Annotated in this window: 18 protein-coding genes; 15 read left to right on the top strand and 3 right to left on the bottom strand. The window is 47.8% G+C overall.

Features of this window, described 5'->3' with window-relative positions; all coding sequences use genetic code 11:
• Positions 1–29 precede the first annotated feature (29 nt).
• From ACRRNK_RS16865 to ACRRNK_RS16850, 4 genes are all read left to right on the top strand, one after another.
• Positions 30–1,142, top strand: a complete 1,113-nt coding sequence (locus ACRRNK_RS16865; protein WP_433943862.1) for a citrate/2-methylcitrate synthase — start codon at positions 30–32, stop codon at positions 1,140–1,142.
• Between the two features lie 122 nt (positions 1,143–1,264).
• Positions 1,265–2,560, top strand: coding sequence for an NADP-dependent isocitrate dehydrogenase (gene icd / locus ACRRNK_RS16860; protein ID WP_433946922.1), 1,296 nt, complete (start codon positions 1,265–1,267; stop codon positions 2,558–2,560).
• A 13-nt stretch (positions 2,561–2,573) separates the two neighbouring features.
• The gene (mdh, locus tag ACRRNK_RS16855) at positions 2,574–3,515 is read left to right on the top strand and encodes a malate dehydrogenase (protein ID WP_433943861.1); all 942 of its coding nucleotides are present in this window, start codon (positions 2,574–2,576) and stop codon (positions 3,513–3,515) included.
• 202 nt (positions 3,516–3,717) lie between these two features.
• Positions 3,718–4,143: a hypothetical protein gene (locus ACRRNK_RS16850; protein WP_433943860.1), complete on the top strand. Its 426-nt coding sequence runs from the start codon at positions 3,718–3,720 to the stop codon at positions 4,141–4,143.
• Positions 4,144–4,278: 135 nt separating this feature from the next.
• Here the strand turns inward: ACRRNK_RS16850 and ACRRNK_RS16845 are convergent, their stop codons facing one another.
• Entirely contained in the window at positions 4,279–4,623 is a 345-nt protein-coding gene (locus ACRRNK_RS16845) for a helix-turn-helix domain-containing protein (RefSeq protein WP_433943859.1), read from the bottom strand.
• Positions 4,624–4,781: 158 nt separating this feature from the next.
• On the opposite strand from ACRRNK_RS16845, the gene ACRRNK_RS16840 reads away from it, so the two are divergent.
• Together ACRRNK_RS16840 and ACRRNK_RS16835 are read left to right on the top strand one after the other, a co-directional pair.
• Positions 4,782–5,672 (top strand): glycosyltransferase family 2 protein, encoded by an 891-nt coding sequence (locus ACRRNK_RS16840; protein WP_433943858.1) that lies wholly within the window; start codon positions 4,782–4,784, stop codon positions 5,670–5,672.
• A 246-nt stretch (positions 5,673–5,918) separates the two neighbouring features.
• Complete coding sequence (locus ACRRNK_RS16835) at positions 5,919–6,791, top strand: SDR family oxidoreductase (RefSeq protein ID WP_433943857.1); 873 nt, start codon at positions 5,919–5,921, stop codon at positions 6,789–6,791.
• 73 nt (positions 6,792–6,864) lie between these two features.
• Here ACRRNK_RS16835 and yfbR read toward each other — a convergent pair whose 3' ends face one another.
• Complete coding sequence (gene yfbR, locus ACRRNK_RS16830; RefSeq protein WP_433943856.1) at positions 6,865–7,464, bottom strand: 5'-deoxynucleotidase; 600 nt, start codon at positions 7,462–7,464, stop codon at positions 6,865–6,867.
• 387 nt (positions 7,465–7,851) lie between these two features.
• Between yfbR and pnpS the strand changes: the two genes are divergently transcribed.
• From pnpS to ACRRNK_RS16785, 9 genes are all read left to right on the top strand, one after another.
• Complete coding sequence (gene pnpS / locus ACRRNK_RS16825; RefSeq protein WP_433943855.1) at positions 7,852–9,651, top strand: two-component system histidine kinase PnpS; 1,800 nt, start codon at positions 7,852–7,854, stop codon at positions 9,649–9,651.
• 117 nt (positions 9,652–9,768) lie between these two features.
• The gene (locus ACRRNK_RS16820; protein ID WP_433943854.1) at positions 9,769–10,500 is read left to right on the top strand and encodes a response regulator transcription factor; all 732 of its coding nucleotides are present in this window, start codon (positions 9,769–9,771) and stop codon (positions 10,498–10,500) included.
• 123 nt (positions 10,501–10,623) lie between these two features.
• Complete coding sequence (locus ACRRNK_RS16815; RefSeq protein ID WP_433943853.1) at positions 10,624–11,817, top strand: methyl-accepting chemotaxis protein; 1,194 nt, start codon at positions 10,624–10,626, stop codon at positions 11,815–11,817.
• 223 nt (positions 11,818–12,040) lie between these two features.
• Complete coding sequence (pstB, locus tag ACRRNK_RS16810) at positions 12,041–12,796, top strand: phosphate ABC transporter ATP-binding protein PstB (RefSeq protein WP_127199932.1); 756 nt, start codon at positions 12,041–12,043, stop codon at positions 12,794–12,796.
• 22 nt (positions 12,797–12,818) lie between these two features.
• Entirely contained in the window at positions 12,819–13,478 is a 660-nt protein-coding gene (gene phoU, locus ACRRNK_RS16805; protein WP_433943852.1) for a phosphate signaling complex protein PhoU, read from the top strand.
• A gap of 485 nt (positions 13,479–13,963) precedes the next feature.
• Positions 13,964–16,630, top strand: coding sequence for a DNA polymerase I (polA, locus tag ACRRNK_RS16800; protein WP_433943851.1), 2,667 nt, complete (start codon positions 13,964–13,966; stop codon positions 16,628–16,630).
• Positions 16,631–16,679: 49 nt separating this feature from the next.
• The gene (gene mutM, locus ACRRNK_RS16795; RefSeq protein WP_433943850.1) at positions 16,680–17,534 is read left to right on the top strand and encodes a DNA-formamidopyrimidine glycosylase; all 855 of its coding nucleotides are present in this window, start codon (positions 16,680–16,682) and stop codon (positions 17,532–17,534) included.
• Positions 17,535–17,546: 12 nt separating this feature from the next.
• Positions 17,547–18,143 (top strand): dephospho-CoA kinase, encoded by a 597-nt coding sequence (coaE, locus tag ACRRNK_RS16790; RefSeq protein ID WP_433943849.1) that lies wholly within the window; start codon positions 17,547–17,549, stop codon positions 18,141–18,143.
• Positions 18,140–18,703: a lytic transglycosylase domain-containing protein gene (locus ACRRNK_RS16785; RefSeq protein WP_433943848.1), complete on the top strand. Its 564-nt coding sequence runs from the start codon at positions 18,140–18,142 to the stop codon at positions 18,701–18,703. The genes coaE and ACRRNK_RS16785 overlap by 4 nt, the downstream gene beginning before the upstream one ends.
• A gap of 72 nt (positions 18,704–18,775) precedes the next feature.
• Here the strand turns inward: ACRRNK_RS16785 and ACRRNK_RS16780 are convergent, their stop codons facing one another.
• A complete protein-coding gene (locus ACRRNK_RS16780; RefSeq protein WP_251375932.1) occupies positions 18,776–19,003 on the bottom strand; it encodes an alpha/beta-type small acid-soluble spore protein in 228 nt (75 codons plus the stop codon).
• Positions 19,004–19,053 lie beyond the last annotated feature (50 nt).

Below are 19,053 nucleotides of genomic sequence, written 5' to 3'. Positions count from 1 at the left end.
TACTATGCCCAATAAAGGAGAGATGTACTATGACAGCTACCAAAGGCCTGGAAGGTATTGTGGCTGCGGCTTCTTCTATCAGCTCTATCGAAGATGGCGTACTAGCTTACCGTGGAATCAATATCGATGAGCTTGCGGAACATGCCACTTTCGAAGAAGTAGCTTATTTGCTCTGGTACGGCAAGCTGCCGACGCAGTCTGAGCTGGATGCCCTACAGCAGAAGCTAGGCGAATATGCAGCCATCCCTTCTGAGGTTGTGGAACAGCTCAAACTGTATCCTAGCCATACGAACACGATGGCCGCACTTCGTACGGGCGTATCCGCACTTGCCTTATATGATGAGACAGCAGGTGATATCAGCCATGAATCGACTCAGGACAAAGCAATTAAGCTGCAGGCCCAAATTCCTACCCTAATTGCAGCCTTTGATCGTATTCGCAAGGGGAAAGAGCCGGTTGCACCTAAACAGGGCGTGAGTCTGGCTTACAATTTCCTCTATATGCTGTCTGGTGAGGAGCCGGATTCTGTTGCGGTAAAGGCTTTGGATCAAGCCTTGGTTCTTCATGCGGACCACGAGCTTAACGCGTCTACTTTCTCTGCACGGGTTACCGTGGCCACCCTTTCGGACATTTACTCCGGTGTGACTTCTGCAATTGGAACTTTGAAAGGACCTCTGCATGGGGGAGCTAATGAAGCGGTTATGCAGATGCTTTCGGAGATCGGTTCCCTGGATAAGACAGAAGATTATATCCAGCGGAAGCTGGATAACAAGGATAAGATTATGGGCTTCGGTCACCGTGTATATAAGAATGGCGACCCGCGTGCCAAGCATCTTCAGCATATGTCGAGAGAGCTTAGCGAATTGAAAGGGGATTCCACGCTTTATGAGATGTCCGTAAAGATTGAGTCCCTGGTCACCTCGCAAAAGGGCTTGAAGCCGAATGTTGATTTCTACTCGGCCTCTGTGTACACGCTTCTTGGAATTGAGAAGGATCTGTTCACACCGATCTTTGCGATCAGCCGTCTATCTGGATGGACAGCCCACATTGTTGAGCAGCTGGACAATAACCGGATTATCCGTCCCCGCGCGGAGTACACGGGTCTCTATAATCAGAGATATATCCCGATTGAATTAAGATAGTCTGGCAAGTTATGATAGAATAAGCGGAAGAGGTGGGACCCGGCAGCTTTAGCGGTTGTCCCCCTCTTCATGTATGAATGCCGGTAACGGACCCTATAATTGTTAAGGAGGAACATGTAATTATGCCGAACTTTGAGAAATACAACCTGCCTACCGAAGGTGATAAAATCGAAATTCAGAACGGGAAGCTTCAGGTGCCTAATCGTCCTATTATCCCGTTCATCGAAGGTGACGGTACAGGCCGCGACATCTGGAAAGCATCTGTTCGTGTTCTTGATGCCGCTGTGGAGAAAGCCTATAACGGAGAGAAGAAAATCGCATGGTATGAAGTCTTCGCCGGAGAAAAAGCGTTCAATACATATGGCGAGTGGCTTCCAGCGGATACGCTTACAGCGATTCGTGAATATATCGTTGCGATCAAAGGACCTTTGACTACGCCAATCGGCGGAGGGATCCGTTCCCTTAACGTAGCCCTGCGTCAAGAGCTGGATCTGTACGTATGTCTTCGTCCTGTGCGCTACTTCGATGGAGTTCCTTCTCCAGTAAAGCGTCCAGAGTTGGTTGACATGGTTATTTTCCGGGAGAACACGGAAGATATCTACGCAGGTATCGAATATCAAGAGGGTACTGAAGAGGTGAAGAAGGTTCTTTCCTTCCTGCAGAATGAAATGGGAGTTAAGAAAATCCGCTTCCCTGAAACTTCCGGTATCGGCATCAAACCTGTATCCGAAGAAGGCTCCAAACGCCTGGTTCGCGCAGCGGTACAATATGCCATTGATCATGGACGCAAGAGCGTAACACTTGTTCACAAAGGCAATATCATGAAGTTTACAGAAGGTGCCTTCAAGAACTGGGGTTATGAAGTAGCTGAGCAGGAGTTCGGCGATAAAGTGTTCACATGGGCACAGTATGACCAAATCAAGGAACAATCCGGTGCAGATGCGGCAAATGCGGCACAGAAGGAAGCTTTGGATGCAGGCAAAATCCTGATCAAAGACGCGATTGCCGACATTGCTCTGCAGCAGGTTCTAACTCGTCCAACTGACTTCGATGTGATCGCAACCTTGAATCTGAACGGGGACTATCTGTCTGATGCCTTGGCGGCTCAGGTTGGTGGTATCGGTATTGCTCCAGGCGCGAACATCAACTATTTGACAGGTCATGCGATCTTCGAAGCTACACATGGTACAGCACCTAAATATGCTGATCTTGACGTAGTTAACCCAGGCTCGGTCATTCTGTCCGGCGTAATGCTGCTTGAACATTTGGGATGGCAGGAAGCCGCTGACTTGATCTACAAAGGTCTTGAGACATCCATCAATAACAAGACCGTTACTTATGACTTTGCCCGCCTGATGGAAGGCGCTACTGAAGTGAAATGCTCGGAGTTCGCGGACCAAGTTATTAAAAATATGTAGGAGGCTGTCCATAGTGGGAATCCAACGCAAAAAGATTACAGTTGTTGGTGCCGGTTTTACCGGTGCAACTACAGCTTTGATGCTTGCGCAAAAGGAACTTGGAGATGTTGTCCTACTTGACATCCCACAACTTGAGAACCCAACTAAAGGTAAGGCTCTGGACATGCTTGAAGCCAGTCCTGTTCAAGGCTTCGACAGCAACATTGTAGGTACTTCGAGCTATGAGGATGCTGCGGGCTCTGACATTGTGATTATTACGGCAGGAATTGCCCGGAAGCCGGGAATGAGCCGTGATGATCTCGTGAGCACGAATGCGGGGATTGTTGCTTCCGTCTGTGAGAATGTGAAGAAGTACTGCCCTGATTCAATCGTGATTATCTTAAGCAACCCGGTTGATGCGATGACCTATGCGGCCTACCAGGCGCTCGGTTTCCCTAAGAATCGTGTTATCGGTCAATCTGGTGTGCTTGATACTGCGCGTTACTGCACATTTATTGCTCAGGAGCTTAACGTATCAGTAGAAGACGTTCGCGGCTTCGTTCTGGGTGGACATGGTGATGATATGGTGCCCCTAGTACGCTACTCCAGCGTAGGTGGAATTCCTATCGATACCTTGATCCCGCAAGACCGTATTGATGCGATTGTACAGCGTACCCGTGTAGGCGGGGGAGAGATCGTTAACCTGCTTGGTAACGGCAGCGCGTATTATGCGCCAGCGGCTTCTCTTGTACAAATGGCGGAGGCTGTCTTGAAGGATAAGAAACGCATTATCCCGGTCATTGCACTGCTTGAAGGTGAGTACGGATATCATGACTTGTTCCTAGGGATTCCAGCTGTACTGGGTGGTAACGGAATTGAGAGATTGTTTGAGCTTGAATTAACACCTGAGGAGAAGGCAGCTCTTGATAAATCCGCTGAATCTGTGCGGAGTGTAATCAAAGTTGTACAAGGCTAAACTAATTGCAAGCTCTTAGATAGGAGCCGGCCTTTACCTGCAGAAATAGCAGGATAGAGGCCGGTTTTTCCTTTGTAAATAGATCTAAATTGTTCATACATCAGCAAAATGCTCTGCTTGCTCCCGTGCTTTCCTTTTCTTTGCTCTAAATTATGGATATAATAGATTATAATTAATCTAAATAATGAAAGGTGGTTCAGTTGTGACTAACGCGATGATTTTTTTACACGTTCTCGGGTCTTTGGCACTGGGCTTCTACATTGTGCTGCCCTTTGTTCTGGGACGTCTTGGCAGCCTGTCTCTTTCCGCTCAGGAAGGAACCGTCTCTGCGGTGAGAACGCTTAACCGCTTCGGTCAATATGGACTGATTCTACAGTTCCTGACAGGGGGCTATTTGATCAGCAAGGGGAATTACTCCATGGCCTGGATGGTTGTAGTTATTGTACTCTTCCTTGTGGCAGGAGCGCTTAGTGGAATTATCGGCAAGCCGCTTCGCTTGGCGGTGGAGGGAATTCGAGCTAAGAACGAAGTAACCGATCATATCGGGAAAGTTCGCACCCTCAGTTCTGTACTTGCTATAGTTATTGTTGTTATTGTGTACTTCATGGTTTTCCGCTACGTAATTTAAGCACAACCATACATAAAGCTGTATCTCCAGATTCAGGGGATACAGCTTTTTAATATTACAGCTTCCAGAGAGTTTAAAGCCCTCTTCTGAAAGAATCGTATTGATTCCGCTAAGAAGAGGGCTGCCTGCATATTCTTATTCTTTATCCTTCGAGAGATCATCCAGATGAGTGAACATGAGTTTGATCATATCGAGAGCCATTTGCTTCTCTTTAGCAGACCGGTTCATCATAATCTGACGCAGCTGGTCTACGAATTGATCATCCGTGATCTCGATGGAATCGTGAAGTAAATAATCAACGGTAACTCCGAGTTCATTAGCCAGCCTGATTAGAGTATCCAGAGAAAGGCTGCGCTCTCCTCTTTCAATTTGTCCTATGTATGCGTCGGAGACATCGATTCTCTCTGCCAGCTTTTCTTGGGTCCAATGCATCTTACGGCGCTCCTGCCGCAGTCTTTTGCCGAGTGAATCATAATTCATACAACCCCTCCTAGTATAAAAGTAGATAATATGAGAGGTAAAATTAATAAGCTGTCAGTTGTATATATGTTTACTTATAGTTCTATTTGGTTTAATATGGAAATGAGAGTAAGAAAGTAATGCTATAAGTATGACCAAAGTAAGAGAGGATAAACGTTATGACCACGGATCAACCGATTGTATCGATTATTATTGCGGTCAGAAATGAAGGAATGAATCTTTTAACCACGTTAGAGTCACTGAAAGTCTCCAAGACCGCTCTTCCCTATGAAATTATTATTGTTGATGATGGATCGATAGACAGCTGTTGTGAATTTCTATTCGGATACCGAATCCCGGCTCCGGTTCATTATATTAGGACTAGCAATGTCGGACCGGCAGAGGCTAGAAACCGCGGTGCAGAGATGGCCAAAGGAAGGGTGGGCATATTCTGCACGGGTCATCTATATTTTGAGGATTATTGGATCGAGCAATTAATCGCACCGATCTTGGCCCGGGATGTGAGCTGCACCAGCCCGGGGATATCGAGGTTTAAAGACGAGACAGGGCAGGTCGGATATGGACGGTTACTTTGTCTGCCGGATTTTACTATGAAATGGATTTATGATTGGTCACCTTCTTACGAAGCAGCGGTATTGCCTTGGGAATGCATAGCGGTTGAACTGGAGAGCTTTCGCGGCGTACAGGGCTTTGATCGGGGATTCAGAGAGGAGTCCGCGATCACGGCAGAGTTCTCCTTGCGAATGAGGTTATTTGGCTGTCACTGCCGGATCGAGCCTGCAGTCCATTTATTATTGGTGGAGCGCACGGTATTCCCTTATATTCCTCCCGCCGATCACAGCGGGTATCATCTGCTTAGAATGGCGGTGTTACATTTTAACGAAGAGAGATTATTAAGGACGTGGGGAGCTTTGGGCAGAAATGAAGTGTCCGCGGGCTGGGAATCAGAAATTATGAAGTCGGGCGCATTTCTGGATAGGGAAAGGTATAAGGCAACTCGAAGATTCGATGACAACTGGTTCTTTGAGCGTTATGATATTGAATTCTAATTAAGTTGAAATTATTACACTCCAGAAGTATTTCACAATCCTTCTTATAATTTTTAAGTTCAACTTATGTAGGTCTTACTTGGGTCTGTTTGCCGCAAGCGGGTTGGTGGTAAGTATGTGTAGGTATAATGTCCATTGCATTGTTGGCATCCTATATGAATTGAACTAAGGATTGCTTAATCTCAATAGTTCACTCCATATAGAATGGTCATGAATTCCAGTCTAGTCCAAGGAAGGAGACTTACAATGTCACAGAATAACCAACAACCTAAGATGACCCTCCCGCCGCAGCATCAGACCCAGAGACCGGGTATCGAGGAGCAGATGAATCCACTGCCGCAGTATGAGGGTAATTATATGCCTGCTGGCAAGCTGAAAGGAAAGGTAGCGCTCATCACCGGAGGCGATAGCGGAATTGGACGTGCTGTTGCACTGGCCTATGCCAAAGAAGGCGCTGATGTAGCAATTGTGTATTTGAATGAGCATGACGATGCTAAGAAGACCCAAGCTGAAGTCGAGAAGACAGGACGTAAAGCTCTACTTATCGCCGGAGATATCGGCGACGAGACCTTCGCTCAGGAGGCTGTACAGAAGACGGTAAGCGAGCTCGGCGGGCTGGATATTCTGGTCAACAACGCCGGGGAACAGCACCCTCAGGAGAATGTCGAGGATATTACCTCAGAGCAGTTGGAGCGTACGTTCCGAACCAATATTTTTGCAATGTTCTATTTGACGAAAGCGGCAATGCCTCATCTTAAGAAAGGCAGCACGATCATTAACACGGCTTCCGTAACGGCATATAAAGGAAGTCCCGCGCTGCTGGACTATTCATCGACTAAGGGAGCCATTGTCAGCTTCACGCGTTCCCTCTCGATGAATCTGGTTAGCAAGAAGGGGATTCGTGTTAATGCGGTTGCACCTGGACCGATCTGGACTCCGCTTATTCCGTCAACGTTCGATGCGGAGAAGGTGAAGCAGTTCGGTGCGGATTCACCGATGCAGCGCCCCGGTCAACCGGAGGAACTGGCTGCGACCTATGTATTCCTGGCTTCCGAGGATTCCTCCTATATCAGCGGGCAAGTCATTCACGTCAATGGTGGCGAGATTGTAAACGGATAAGCTTAAGGCGGTATCTGTAGTCTGAGGACTCAGATACTGCCTTTTTGTAATCTTCATGGTGTATGAACAAGGGTTAGTCCTCAGAGTCGTCAGAAAGCTCGTCCAAGGTTAATTCAAAGCTCGGTGCCAGATGGGTCAGAAAGTAGGAGACTTCCGGCATATGCAGACTCTCAAGCTTATTCAGAAGCTGCGCTTTGGCAGCCGCAAATTCGCGGTTACCCGAGGCAACCTCCCAGGTACATTTCAGGTAGGCATCAAGGCTGTCAGCAGCCTTTACATACTTCCGAAGCTCTTTATCGTTCTCTGTGGTGGGATCGAGCAGAGGTTCATATAGCGACCTAAGAGCCGGGGGGATCATAGAGGTAAGGCGCTCTGCGGCAATAGCCTCCATTTCTCTGAAATTGGAGAGCAGTCTCGGATTGTGATGCTTCACTGGTGTTGGTATATCCCCCGTGAATACTTCTGTAGCATCGTGGAACAGAGCAAGTGTGGCCGCTCGATCAGCCTGAAGATGCTTGCCGTAGAGCTGGTTGCCAATTTCACATAGGATGTGGGCTAGAATTGCTACATAGAAGGAATGCTCGGCAACGTTCTCTGTGGAAGTGCTCCGCATTAGACTCCAGCGCTGGATAGCTCGTAGTCTGTACATATAAGCTGAGAAATGATAATTCATGAACTAGACCTCTTTCCGGAAGTATTAAAATAAACTTAGTAAAATGGTATGCGGCTGAGGTGTGACGAAGGGGAAGCTTGGAGCTGTAGAAGCGAACGCGATCGCCTACAAGCTTTCTGAAAGAAAGCTACATCGGAAGCATAAGTTTTGTCATCGGATTTCAACCGAGCAATACGGTATATATAAGAAATCTGGTGACAACAGCAACCGGAAGTCCAAGCATTCCGCGTAGTTATGTCCATACCGGAAATGTGGTTATTTTAACTAAGTTTTATATAGATAATACTGCCATTACATTGTGTTATTATAATACTTACAATGTTAACCAACAGAAGTTGACTGAAGCAAGCATTCATTCTACTAAATTACTTCAAAAGGAAAGAATTCATGAAAACATTTCGAATGCGTTTAACCTTGATTTTGATGGGCCTTGTGGGAATTTCGATGCTCGCCGCAGGACTTACGATGGCCCAAGTATTCAAAGATTCCCATGTTACAGTACTTGAAGACAATATGGCCCGGGAAATAAATCTGATCTCCAGTACTCTGGAACTGCCACAGATTGATGGTAACTCAGGTGCAATGGCCTACTATACCAGTCAAGCAAAGCAGATTGACAAGTTAACGAACTCCCGGGTTACTTTTGTTAGCTTGGACGGAGTCGTTGTTGGTGACTCCGAGAGTGATCCTTCTAAAATGGGTAATCATAGTACTCGCGAAGAGATCGTATCGGCGAAAGAGCACGGGAATACAGGAACAGCGATTCGGTACAGCAGCACGGTGCATGAGAATATGCTGTACGTTGCCAAGCATGTCGTCTCCAAACAGGGATTTGATGGCTACATTCGGTTGTCAGTGAGCCTTGAAACGGTAGAGGAGGGCCTTCGGAGGGGCTGGGCCTTGATGATCGGCGGGCTTGCGGTGCTCTTCCTGGCTGCAGCTCTTGTCAGTTACCGGGTTGCCATGGGTCTTACCAGGCCGATTGAGCATATTACGTCAGTGGCTCACCGGATTTCCAAGCTTGATTATGATGCTCGTGTAGATATGAAACGTCAGGATGAAATTGGACAACTGGGCAATGCCATCAATGGCATGGCTGACAGTCTTCAGCTTCAGCTTAAGCGAATCCGTGATAACGAGGATCTTCTGCAGAGTGTGCTGTCTAATATGACCGGCGGTATCCTTATGGTGGATACAAATGACAGAATTGCCCTTGTGAACCGGGAGGCCGAGCGGATATTGCGCCTCAAGGATACACATATGCTGGGCAAGTTATACCATGAAATTAAGCGGAGCTATGAGCTGACCCGGTTCATGGACGAAGGAATCTCCCGTATGGAACAAATGAGCGAAGAACGAACGATTTATGATCCCGAGGAGAAAATTCTCCACTTTGACAGCGTACCTATGTTTGAAGACGATGGCTCTTACCGTGGAATGTTGTTCCTGCTTAGGGATGTCACGGAGATTCGCAAGCTGGAAGTGATGCGAAGTGAATTTGTTGCAAATGTATCACATGAACTCAAGACGCCGATTGCCGCAGTCAAAGGCTTCGCTGAGACATTGCTATCTGGTGGAGTCAAGGATGAGGAGACAAGCCGCTCCTTCCTGCAGATCATTTACGATGAAGGTGACAGACTTAACCGCTTGATTGGTGATACCCTAGAGCTGTCCAAGATTGAATCCAGACGGGTACCGCTCGAGTATTCTCCTGTGCACGTGCATAGTCTGCTCGGAAGTGTCTTTGAAGTCATGCAGTCTTCGGCAGCTAAGAAATGCATTACGATGAAGCTCGAAGTTCCTGAAGAATTGTACATGGAAGCGGATGAAGACCGCCTGCGGCAAATATTCATGAATCTGCTATCAAATGCAATTAGCTATACATTGGATGGAGGTCGAGTTAAAGTTACGGTTGAGAATGTGGAGCAGTCCGGTGAGGAAGAGAAGATTCGCTTTATCATCAGTGATACTGGAATCGGTATACCGAAGAAAGACTTGCCAAGAATATTCGAGCGCTTCTATCGGGTGGATAAGGCCCGTTCGCGCAGTTCAGGCGGAACAGGCCTTGGGCTATCGATTGTGAAGCATCTGGTCGAGCTTCATCACGGAACCATCCGGGTTGAGAGCAAGGTCGGCGAGGGAACGATGTTTATCCTGGATTTACCTCTGCTGCATAATGTAGAGTAGTATTTAGAAGAAAGTTGATTATTTTACACACCGTTAACACTCTCGTGATATGCTGAGCAAGTCAAGATTTGTAAACATTTATTCCGATTTGAAAAAATGGGGGTACTAAGGGTATATATGACGCATAGACTTTTGGTTATTGAGGATGAGCCAACCTTGTCCAGATTATTGTCCTATAACCTTTCTAATGAGGGTTATGAGGTAACGGTAGAAGAGCATGGACAGACCGGCTGTGATACTGCACTCAAATCAGACTTCGATCTGATTCTGCTGGATTTAATGCTGCCGGGTATGAACGGAATTGAAATTATGTCCAAGCTGCGGAGTGAGGGTGTGAAGACACCTATAGTCATCCTGACAGCCAAGAATGCGGAAGAAGAAGTTGTTCAGGGACTTAAGTCAGGGGCGGACGATTACATTACCAAGCCTTTCGGAGTGGCCGAGCTATTGGCCCGTGTTGCAGCTGTACTTAGAAGATCTACCGGACAGGATGAGCGGGATAAGCCACAGCTTCAGCCAGAGTCGCAGATCAGTCTTGGCGAGCTCGCCATTTACCCAGAGAAGTACGAGGTGACACTTGGGGGAGAGCATATTACTCTTCGTCCCAAGGAGTTTGAGGTGCTGCTGTATTTGGCCAGAAAGCCCGGCGTTGTCATGACCAGGGATGACTTGATGAATGCGGTATGGGGCTTCGACTATATTGGCGGACAGCGTACAGTGGATGTGCATGTAAGCTCACTTCGTAAGAAGCTTGAGCTCGATCCTCAGTCAGTCCATATCGATTCAATTCGTGGAGTAGGCTATAAGCTGGTCGTAAATAAGAAAAGAACCGCCCATCATTTTGGATAAAATGGTGGGTTTTTTAATATCGATTACACGTATTTTACAATATAGCAGGATTAGGTTAACACTCCACAAACAGTATTGTCCTATATTTCTGGATATAGGAATAAAGTCATAGGAGTGAAGACCGTGAGTAATCCAGCCTCTGCAGTCCTTGAAAGGCCCGTTATAGAAGAGATTAGCCCTATACATATGAATGTGAAGAAGGAAGAAGATATTGCCCTTATAAGTGCTGAGATTGCTGTCGGCAATGAATTTGATGTGACTGCAGATATATTCTGCCGGGAAGTTCCGATTGTGGATTCCAAAGAGATTTGCGGTGAGATTCTGCGGAGATTTCGTGCAGATGAGGAGATTCCGTGCATCATTCTCGTAGATGAACAGAAGGGCTCGCTTGCCTTGATCATGCGGGATGCCTTCTACCGGTTATTCGCCGGCAGGTTCTCATCCGATTTATTCTATGAGAAGGCTGCAGTACAATTCGCAGAGCAAGAACCCTTGGTCCGCGAAATTACCGATGCTCCTGAGAGGATCATTGACGCCGCATTGAGCCGGGATACCGTGCACTTCTACCAATGCATGATCCTTACTGATCGGGGCAAAGTTAGAGGCGTATTAACCACTCAAGATCTCATGATGATGTCCAGAAGCCTGCAGCAGAAAGCCGATATGGCCAGAGTTGTAACTGTCCGGGATAGTTATGAACGTCTTGAGCGGATAGAACGTTCCGTTCATGCTGTGTCTGAAGCGGCAAAGCGGAGTCTTCGAGAGGCAGAGACGATGAGCCGTCTGGTTAGAGACGGAAGATCGGAGCTGCAGCAGGTACGTGAATCGTTCCACCGGGTATTGACCATTACGGGTAACCAGGAGAGACAGGTCAAAGAGCTCTTGGAGCGAACTGCTCAGATCTCTGAAGTGACAAAGAGCATCAGAGAGCTCGCGGATCGCAGTGGAATGCTGGCCATGAATGCCACCATTGAAGCTGCCCATGCCGGGGAGCATGGACGAGGGTTCGCAGTAGTTGCGAATGAGGTGCGCAATCTCTCGGCACAGACGAAGAGGTTCTCGGAGGATATCGGGAAGACGCTGCAGGTGATTAGCGAGATGGTAAGCGAGACAGCAAGTATGGCTGCCGCTTCGGCAGCGGAGGTTGAAGGCAGCCAGGGCAGGGTTGCCGGAGCGGATACCACCTTTGAATCTTTGGTTGAAGCTGTGCAAAGTGTGGAGCTTCGCGGGAGAGACATGCATGACTCGTCGGATGAAGCCGCTCAGAGAGCACATCTTGTCATGAAGGAGCTTGAGAGATTGGTAGAGCTGCACTAATCTCACGTGCGAAGCCGGATTTTTTACACTGCGTTTACAATTCCGCACATTCACCTTTACACAAAAAAGGTATGATCGATATGTATGCTTAGCAGAAACAGTATGTTTGCTTTATATTTGAGGCCTGTGGGCTTCTTTTATCTTATTATCTATATGAAATGAACTAAAGAAGTGAATGGTCATTAGTTCAATCCATAAAGGTGTTAATTGAAGGAGAAGAGAAATGGAAGCGATCATCAATATTGACAAGTTGAATTTGTACTATGAATCTTATCATGCGCTTAAGGATGTATCCATGGACATTCCCGAGAAAGCGATCACAGCATTCATTGGACCGTCTGGATGCGGGAAATCCACATTGCTGCGTACCCTTAACCGGATGAATGATATGATCGCTGGTACCCGGATCGAAGGCGCTGTGAAAATCGGCGGAACCGATATTTATAGTGATGATGTTCATGTTGAGGCCCTGCGCAAGCGGGTTGGGATGGTATTCCAGCAGCCTAATCCTTTTCCTAAATCAATCTATGATAATATTGCCTACGGTCCACGTCTACATGGCATTCGCAGCAAATCAGAGCTTGATGAAATTGTGGAACAAAGTCTGCGTCAAGCCGTGCTCTGGGACGAAGTGAAGAACTTCCTGAAGCGTTCCGCTCTAAGTCTGTCGGGTGGACAGCAGCAGCGTCTGTGTATTGCCAGAGCTCTGGCCGTTCAACCTGATATCCTGCTCATGGATGAGGCTACGTCGGCGCTCGATCCGATATCGACGCTAAAGATTGAAGAATTGGTGCAAGAATTAAAAGACAGGTATACCATTGTCATGGTCACGCATAACATGCATCAGGCAGCCCGGATTTCAGGCAGAACCGTGTTCTTTTTGAATGGGGAAGTTGTTGAGGCAGATGAAACCCAGAAGCTGTTCTCAACGCCGCAGGATTCCAGAACCGAGGATTATATATCCGGTCGTTTTGGTTAAGTAGAAGGAGGCATTCTTGTTCATGATACGTAGAAAAGAATTTGATCAAAACTTAGAGGAACTGCGGAACTTGCTTCGCGCGATGGGTGACCACGTGCAGGAGGCGCTTAAAGGGGCTATTGAATCACTTCAGACATCGAATATCGCTAAAGCTGAGGTTATTATTAAACGGGATGCTGAGCTCAATCACATGGAAGAGCAGATCATGGAGATTGGATCCCGTCTGATTGTTACCCAGCAGCCCGTTGCCAAGGATCTGCGCCGTATTATTGTAGCGTTCAAGATCTCAAGCGATCTGGAGCGTATGGGCGACTTGTCCATTGATATTGCCAAAGTAACAGTGCGGATTGAAGGACAGGAATTGATCAAGCCTCTGGTTGATATTCCGCGTATGGCGGAACTCGCGGGCATTATGGTTGAAGAATCCCTGCAGTCTTACCTGGATGAGAATACGGATCTAGCGTATAAAATGGCTCAGGACGACGATGAAATTGACCATTTGTACAGTCAGATCATCCGTGATCTATATGCCTTTATGACGGCAAATCCAGACAATGTGCAGCAGGCTATGCTGCTGACTCTGGTTGGCCGCTACATCGAGCGTATTGCGGATCATGCCACCAACATTGGAGAGAGCGCTGTATATCTCGCTACAGGGCAGCGTCCGGATCTTAATCAATAAAAAAAGCAAGTCCAGCGCCAGTCCAAGGGGTTATCCTTGGACTGGCGCTTTGCTGTTTTGTTCTATTGCATGCTTCTTCAGAACAGTGTGGGGCAAGTAAAAGCCGCCCGACCTCCAGGTTTATTTTCTCCATTCCTCAGAGCAGGAATCGCCGGCCCATCCCGATTGCTCTTCGGTTTCAGTAGCCTCTCGGTCGCGCAGGCCGCCTCCTGGTTATAATTGGTTCATGGTATCGTGAATGCGCAAAAGAAGCTCTTCTTTGAAATGGTTGGCCGAGCTTCGATTTCAGCAAGGAACGTCTTCTTTTGTTTATAATTGTTTATTTTGGAGTAACTTTCTTCCCCTGTGCCTTTTCAAATACAATTCCAACTCCTTAACAAAATCTGGCCGTCTTTTGGGGCGGCGCCTCTTTTTAAATTTCTTAATAGGACAGCCCTTGTGTTATCATAAGAGATAGATAGTAGTACGAAGGAACGAGGTGTATTATGGAGAAATTGATTCTGATTGATGGCAACAGCATTATTTACCGGGCGTTCTTCGCGATGCCTCCACTGACGAATTCCAGCGGAATGCACACGAATGCGGTGTACGGCTTCACCAATATGCTGATGCGTTTGATCCAGGAAGAGCAGCCCACGCATATCATGGTTGCTTTCGATGCAGGTAAGGAGACTTTCCGGCATGAGGGCTATCAAGAATATAAAGGAGGCCGGGAGAAGACGCCTCCAGAACTGTCTGAACAATTTCCGCTGCTGAAGGAGCTGCTCGACAGCTTCGGAATAACGCGGTTCGAGCTTAAAGGCTATGAAGCGGATGATATTATCGGTACGGTGAGCAGACAGGCAGATGAATCCGGACGTCAGGTTATCGTTGTCACCGGGGATAAGGATATGCTGCAGCTCGTCTCGGACAACGTTAAAGTCTCCTTGACCCGGAAAGGAGTCTCCGAGGTGGAGCCTTACGGTGTGCAGGAGATTCAAGAGCGTTATGGTCTTACTCCAGCTCAGATCGTGGATCTTAAAGGGCTGATGGGAGATACCTCGGATAATATCCCGGGTGTTCCCGGAATTGGGGAGAAGACGGCGCTTAAGCTGCTGCATCAATTCGGTTCTGTTGAGGAAGTGCTTGCACGTACGGATGAATTAAAGGGCAAGCAGAAGGAGAACCTCATTAATCACGCTGAAGATGCGCGGATGAGCAAGCGGCTTGCAACTATTTTCCGTGAGGTGCCGCTGGAACACCTATGGGATGATATGGTATTCGGTGGTCTCCAGGAAGAGAAGGCGGCTCCGATGCTTCGGAAGCTTGAGTTCAAATCCTTGCTGGAACGTCTATCCTTTACGGCTGGTCCGAATTCCGGAGAAGGGAATGCTGAGCAGGCTCACGAGGCTGAGCCTATCCAGGTTACAGTGGTGGATGAAGAAGGAATGGAGGCCCTCACGGCGAAGCTCGGAGAGATTGAGGTGCTTCACGTAGAGACTAACGGAGATAATCCGCACCATGCTGATATTATTGGACTGATCCTTTCATCAAAGGACAACCATTATTATATTCCTTTTGAACTGCTGAAGGAGCCGGCTGGCGAATCCGTTCGGCAGTGGCTTGCTGATGCCAAGGCGCCCAAGAAGGGATATGATCTTCACAGGATCGACCTGGCTCTTCACTGGCAGGGCATTGTCTTTGAAGGGGCTGCCTTTGACATCCAGCTTGCCGCTTATCTTCTGGACCCTACCGAGAATAACCAGACGCTTAGCGGTCTGGCCTCTAAGTATGAGCTATCCTTCCTGGCTCCGGATGATGAGGTGTTCGGCAAGGGAGCGAAATACAAAGTGCCTGATACCGAGGTGCTGAGTCTTCATTTGGCACATAAAGCGGCAGCTGCCCAGAAGATTATCCCACTGCAGGAGCAGGAGCTGGAGAAGAACGAGATGAACCGCCTGTTCTTTGAGCTTGAGATGCCGCTATCCCGTATTCTTGCGGATATGGAGAAGCAGGGCATTGCCGTGAACCGTGAAGATCTTCAGGAGCTTGGTAAAGAGTTCGAGACCCAGATACGCAGACTTGTTCAGCATATTTATGAGCTGGCTGGTATGGAATTTAATATTAATTCCCCGAAACAGCTGGGCGAAATCCTGTTCGACAAGCTCGGACTTCCGGTGATCAAGAAGACCAAGACCGGTTATTCCACAGATGCTGAAGTGTTGGAGAAGCTGGCTCCTTATCATGATATTGTGCAGTCCATCCTGGAGTACCGCCAGTTGGCCAAGCTTCAGTCCACTTATGTGGAAGGCCTGCTTAAAGAGATTCGGCCGGAGACAGGCAAGGTCCACACGTATTACCGTCAGACCATTGCGGCTACGGGACGTCTCAGCAGCCAGTATCCGAATTTGCAGAATATCCCGATCCGGATGGAAGAAGGCCGCAAGATTCGCAAGGTATTCGTTCCTTCCGAGCCGGGCTGGCATATCCTGGCCGCCGACTATTCCCAGATTGAGCTTCGTGTACTCGCGGATATCTCAGGTGATGAGCGGCTTAAGGAAGCGTTCGTCAATGATATGGATATTCATACCAAGACAGCGAGTGATGTATTCGGAGTGCCTCCAGAACAGGTGGATTCGAACATGCGCCGCTCCGCGAAAGCCGTCAATTTCGGGATTGTGTACGGAATCAGTGATTATGGGTTGTCCCAGAACCTTAACATTACACGCAAAGAAGCTGCCAAGTTCATCGATCAATATTTCGAGGTGTTCCAAGGAGTTCGCAAGTATATGGACGATATCGTCAAGGAAGCGAAGCGGGACGGGTATGTCAAGACCCTGCTGGAACGCCGCCGCTACCTTCCGGAGATTAACGCTTCGAACTTTAACCTCCGGTCATTCGCAGAACGCACGGCGATGAATACTCCAATTCAAGGGACAGCAGCGGATATTATTAAGCTGGCGATGGTCTTGATGAGTGACACACTTAGAGAACATAAGCTGAAGAGCCGTATGCTGCTTCAGGTACACGATGAGCTCGTGTTTGAAGTGCCGGAAGATGAGCTGGAGATCATGACCAAGCTGGTACCGGAGACGATGGAGAAGGCGCTGTCTTTGTCCGTACCGCTTAAGGCTGAGGTTAGCAGTGGGCTTAATTGGTATGAAGCGAAATAAAGCCGCTGATGTATCCTTATTATCAGGAAGTACCCGAGGTGAATGAATTATGCCGGAATTGCCGGAAGTAGAAACAGTCCGTAGAACACTCAGTCAGCTGGTCACGGGTAAAACCATAAAAGATGTTACGGTCTCTTTGCCAAGGATTATCCAGAGACCTGATGATATAGAAAAGTTTAGGCTTGAACTTCAAGGACACACTATAGTTGAAGTTGGGCGCAGAGGTAAATTCCTTCGGATTATTATGGACGGGCTTGTCCTTGTCTCCCACCTGAGGATGGAAGGGCGGTATGGGGTATATGATAGCAGTGAGCCCGTAGAGAAGCATACCCATGTGATATTCCATTTTACAGACGGGACCGAGCTCCGTTACAAGGATGTGCGCCAATTCGGAACGATGCATTTGTTCTATCCTGGAGAAGAATTCGAGATGAAGCCTCTGCTTAAGCTTGGCTTGGAGCCTTTGGATGAGGCCTTTACCTTTGAAGCGTTCAAGAAGGTTATTGCATCCCGGAAGACCAAGATCAAGCCGGCTTTGCTGAATCAGGAATATGTGGTGGGGCTTGGGAATATCTATGTGGATGAGGCCTTGTTCCGCGCGGGAATTCATCCCGAGAGGCTGTGCAATGAATTGAACCAGGAGGAGCTTGTCCGTCTGTATGAGGCTATCGTGCTCACCTTAAGTGAGGCGGTAGAAGCCGGCGGCTCATCCATCAAATCCTATGTGAATGGACAAGGGGAGATGGGAATGTTCCAGCATTCACTCCGGATATATGGACGTAAGGCGGCCCCCTGCGTGGTATGCGGTACACCTGTAGAGAAGTCTGTTGTTGGGGGACGGGGCACCCACTATTGTCCAAGCTGCCAGCTAATCAAGACCAAGAAGGATGAGAAGAAGCAATAATGAGGTGAAGAAATGAATATCGGACTGACCGGTGGAATTGCAACCGGGAAAAGTACGGTCTCGCAAATGCTTGTGAAGCGGGGGGCGCTGCTGATTGATGCGGACGTGGTGGCAAGAGAAGTTATGCTGCCTGGGCATCCTGTACTCGAAGCCGTTATCGCTCACTTCGGACAAGCTGTGCTTCTTCCGGACGGAACTCTGGACCGGAAGAAGCTGGGGGAGCATATTTTTACACATAAAGAGGAGAGAAAGGTTCTTGAAAGTATTACCCATCCTGCCATACGTGCAGAAATGCGCCGACGTGCTGCGGCTTATGAAGATGAGTATCCGAATCGTCTCGTCGTCTCGGATATTCCGCTTCTCTATGAGACGGGGCAGGAGTCTTCTTTCGAGGAAGTCATGGTTGTCTATATTCCGCCGGGTATGCAGCTGGTCCGGTTAATGAATAGAAATGGATTGACTGAGGAAGAAGCTTCAGCCCGAATCTCGGCTCAAATGGATATCGAAGAGAAACGGAAGCTGGCAGATGTCGTCATTGACAACAGCATGGGGCTAGAGTATACCGAACGGCAGATTGATGAATTCTGGCTCCGTAAAGGATTACTATGAAGTGGCTGCGTAAGAAGAGGGTGCTGCTTTTATTGTTTCTTGGGTTCACGGTGCTTGTATTCTTCAACAGTGGATGGCTGACGCTATTCTATCCCATTCACTACAAAGATGAAATTCGGACATATGCCAAAGAGAATCAGATAGATCCATTCATGATTGCTGCCATCATCCGTGTAGAGACGAATTATAAAGCTAATCAGGAGTCGCACAAAGGGGCGCTTGGGGTTATGCAAATTATGCCGGACACGGCCCAGTGGGTTATCGACAAAGCTAAATTTGAGGATGTCTCACTGGAAAGCCTGAAGGAAGAGCCGGATAAAAATATTCAGATCGGAAGCCGATACTTAAAGTTCCTCTACGATCAATTTAACGGTAATCAGATCGCTGTCATTGCGGCTTATAACGCCGGGCCAACGAAAGTAAAGAGCTGGCTGAAGAGTGGAAAGTGGGATGGACGGCTTGAAACCTCCAAAGACATTCCTTTCGGGGAGACCCGGCATTATGTGCAGCGGGTTGCTCATTATTATGAGCAGTACGTGAGTATTTACAAGAATTTCTAGATGGCTGGCTTATAGCAGAAAAGAGCACCCGGGCAGGTTCCCCTGCCCGAATGCTCATCTTAAGAAAATACACTATTGGCGGAATTGTCCAGCCAGTTGTTGTTCAGCAAGAGTAACTAGACGTTTAGTAATTGTACCCCCGATTGAACCGTTCTCATAAGAAGTCAGGTTACCTGCATAACCGTCTTGTGGAAAAGAAATACCCAGTTCTTGAGCAACTTCGTATTTCATTTGTTCGAGAGCTCCGGAAGCTTGTCTTACAACCAGATTATTGCTGCTGCTGTTGTTGTTTTGAGCCATTGTTGTTCACCTCCCTCCGGTTGGTACAACTATTATGTCTCGTGATCTGA

The sequence above is a fragment of the Paenibacillus sp. SN-8-1 genome (assembly GCF_050995535.1).
In the GTDB taxonomy this organism is placed as follows: Bacteria; Bacillota; Bacilli; order Paenibacillales; family Paenibacillaceae; genus Fontibacillus.
The sequence above is the reverse complement of the archived record's forward strand: the minus strand, read 5'-3'. Positions and strand labels throughout refer to the sequence as shown.

Bases quoted from the DNA above. Each gene is read 5' to 3' on its own strand.
- ACRRNK_RS16865 (WP_433943862.1), top strand. From the start codon at position 30: ATGACAGCTACCAAAGGCCTGGAAGGTATTGTGGCTGCGGCTTCTTCT.
- icd (WP_433946922.1), top strand. From the start codon at position 1,265: ATGCCGAACTTTGAGAAATACAACCTGCCTACCGAAGGTGATAAAATC.
- ACRRNK_RS16845 (WP_433943859.1), bottom strand. From the start codon at position 4,623: ATGAATTATGATTCACTCGGCAAAAGACTGCGGCAGGAGCGCCGTAAG.
- ACRRNK_RS16840 (WP_433943858.1), top strand. From the start codon at position 4,782: ATGACCACGGATCAACCGATTGTATCGATTATTATTGCGGTCAGAAAT.
- ACRRNK_RS16835 (WP_433943857.1), top strand. From the start codon at position 5,919: ATGTCACAGAATAACCAACAACCTAAGATGACCCTCCCGCCGCAGCAT.
- yfbR (WP_433943856.1), bottom strand. From the start codon at position 7,464: ATGAATTATCATTTCTCAGCTTATATGTACAGACTACGAGCTATCCAG.
- pnpS (WP_433943855.1), top strand. From the start codon at position 7,852: ATGAAAACATTTCGAATGCGTTTAACCTTGATTTTGATGGGCCTTGTG.
- ACRRNK_RS16820 (WP_433943854.1), top strand. From the start codon at position 9,769: ATGACGCATAGACTTTTGGTTATTGAGGATGAGCCAACCTTGTCCAGA.
- pstB (WP_127199932.1), top strand. From the start codon at position 12,041: ATGGAAGCGATCATCAATATTGACAAGTTGAATTTGTACTATGAATCT.
- phoU (WP_433943852.1), top strand. From the start codon at position 12,819: ATGATACGTAGAAAAGAATTTGATCAAAACTTAGAGGAACTGCGGAAC.
- polA (WP_433943851.1), top strand. From the start codon at position 13,964: ATGGAGAAATTGATTCTGATTGATGGCAACAGCATTATTTACCGGGCG.
- mutM (WP_433943850.1), top strand. From the start codon at position 16,680: ATGCCGGAATTGCCGGAAGTAGAAACAGTCCGTAGAACACTCAGTCAG.
- coaE (WP_433943849.1), top strand. From the start codon at position 17,547: ATGAATATCGGACTGACCGGTGGAATTGCAACCGGGAAAAGTACGGTC.
- ACRRNK_RS16785 (WP_433943848.1), top strand. From the start codon at position 18,140: ATGAAGTGGCTGCGTAAGAAGAGGGTGCTGCTTTTATTGTTTCTTGGG.
- ACRRNK_RS16780 (WP_251375932.1), bottom strand. From the start codon at position 19,003: ATGGCTCAAAACAACAACAGCAGCAGCAATAATCTGGTTGTAAGACAA.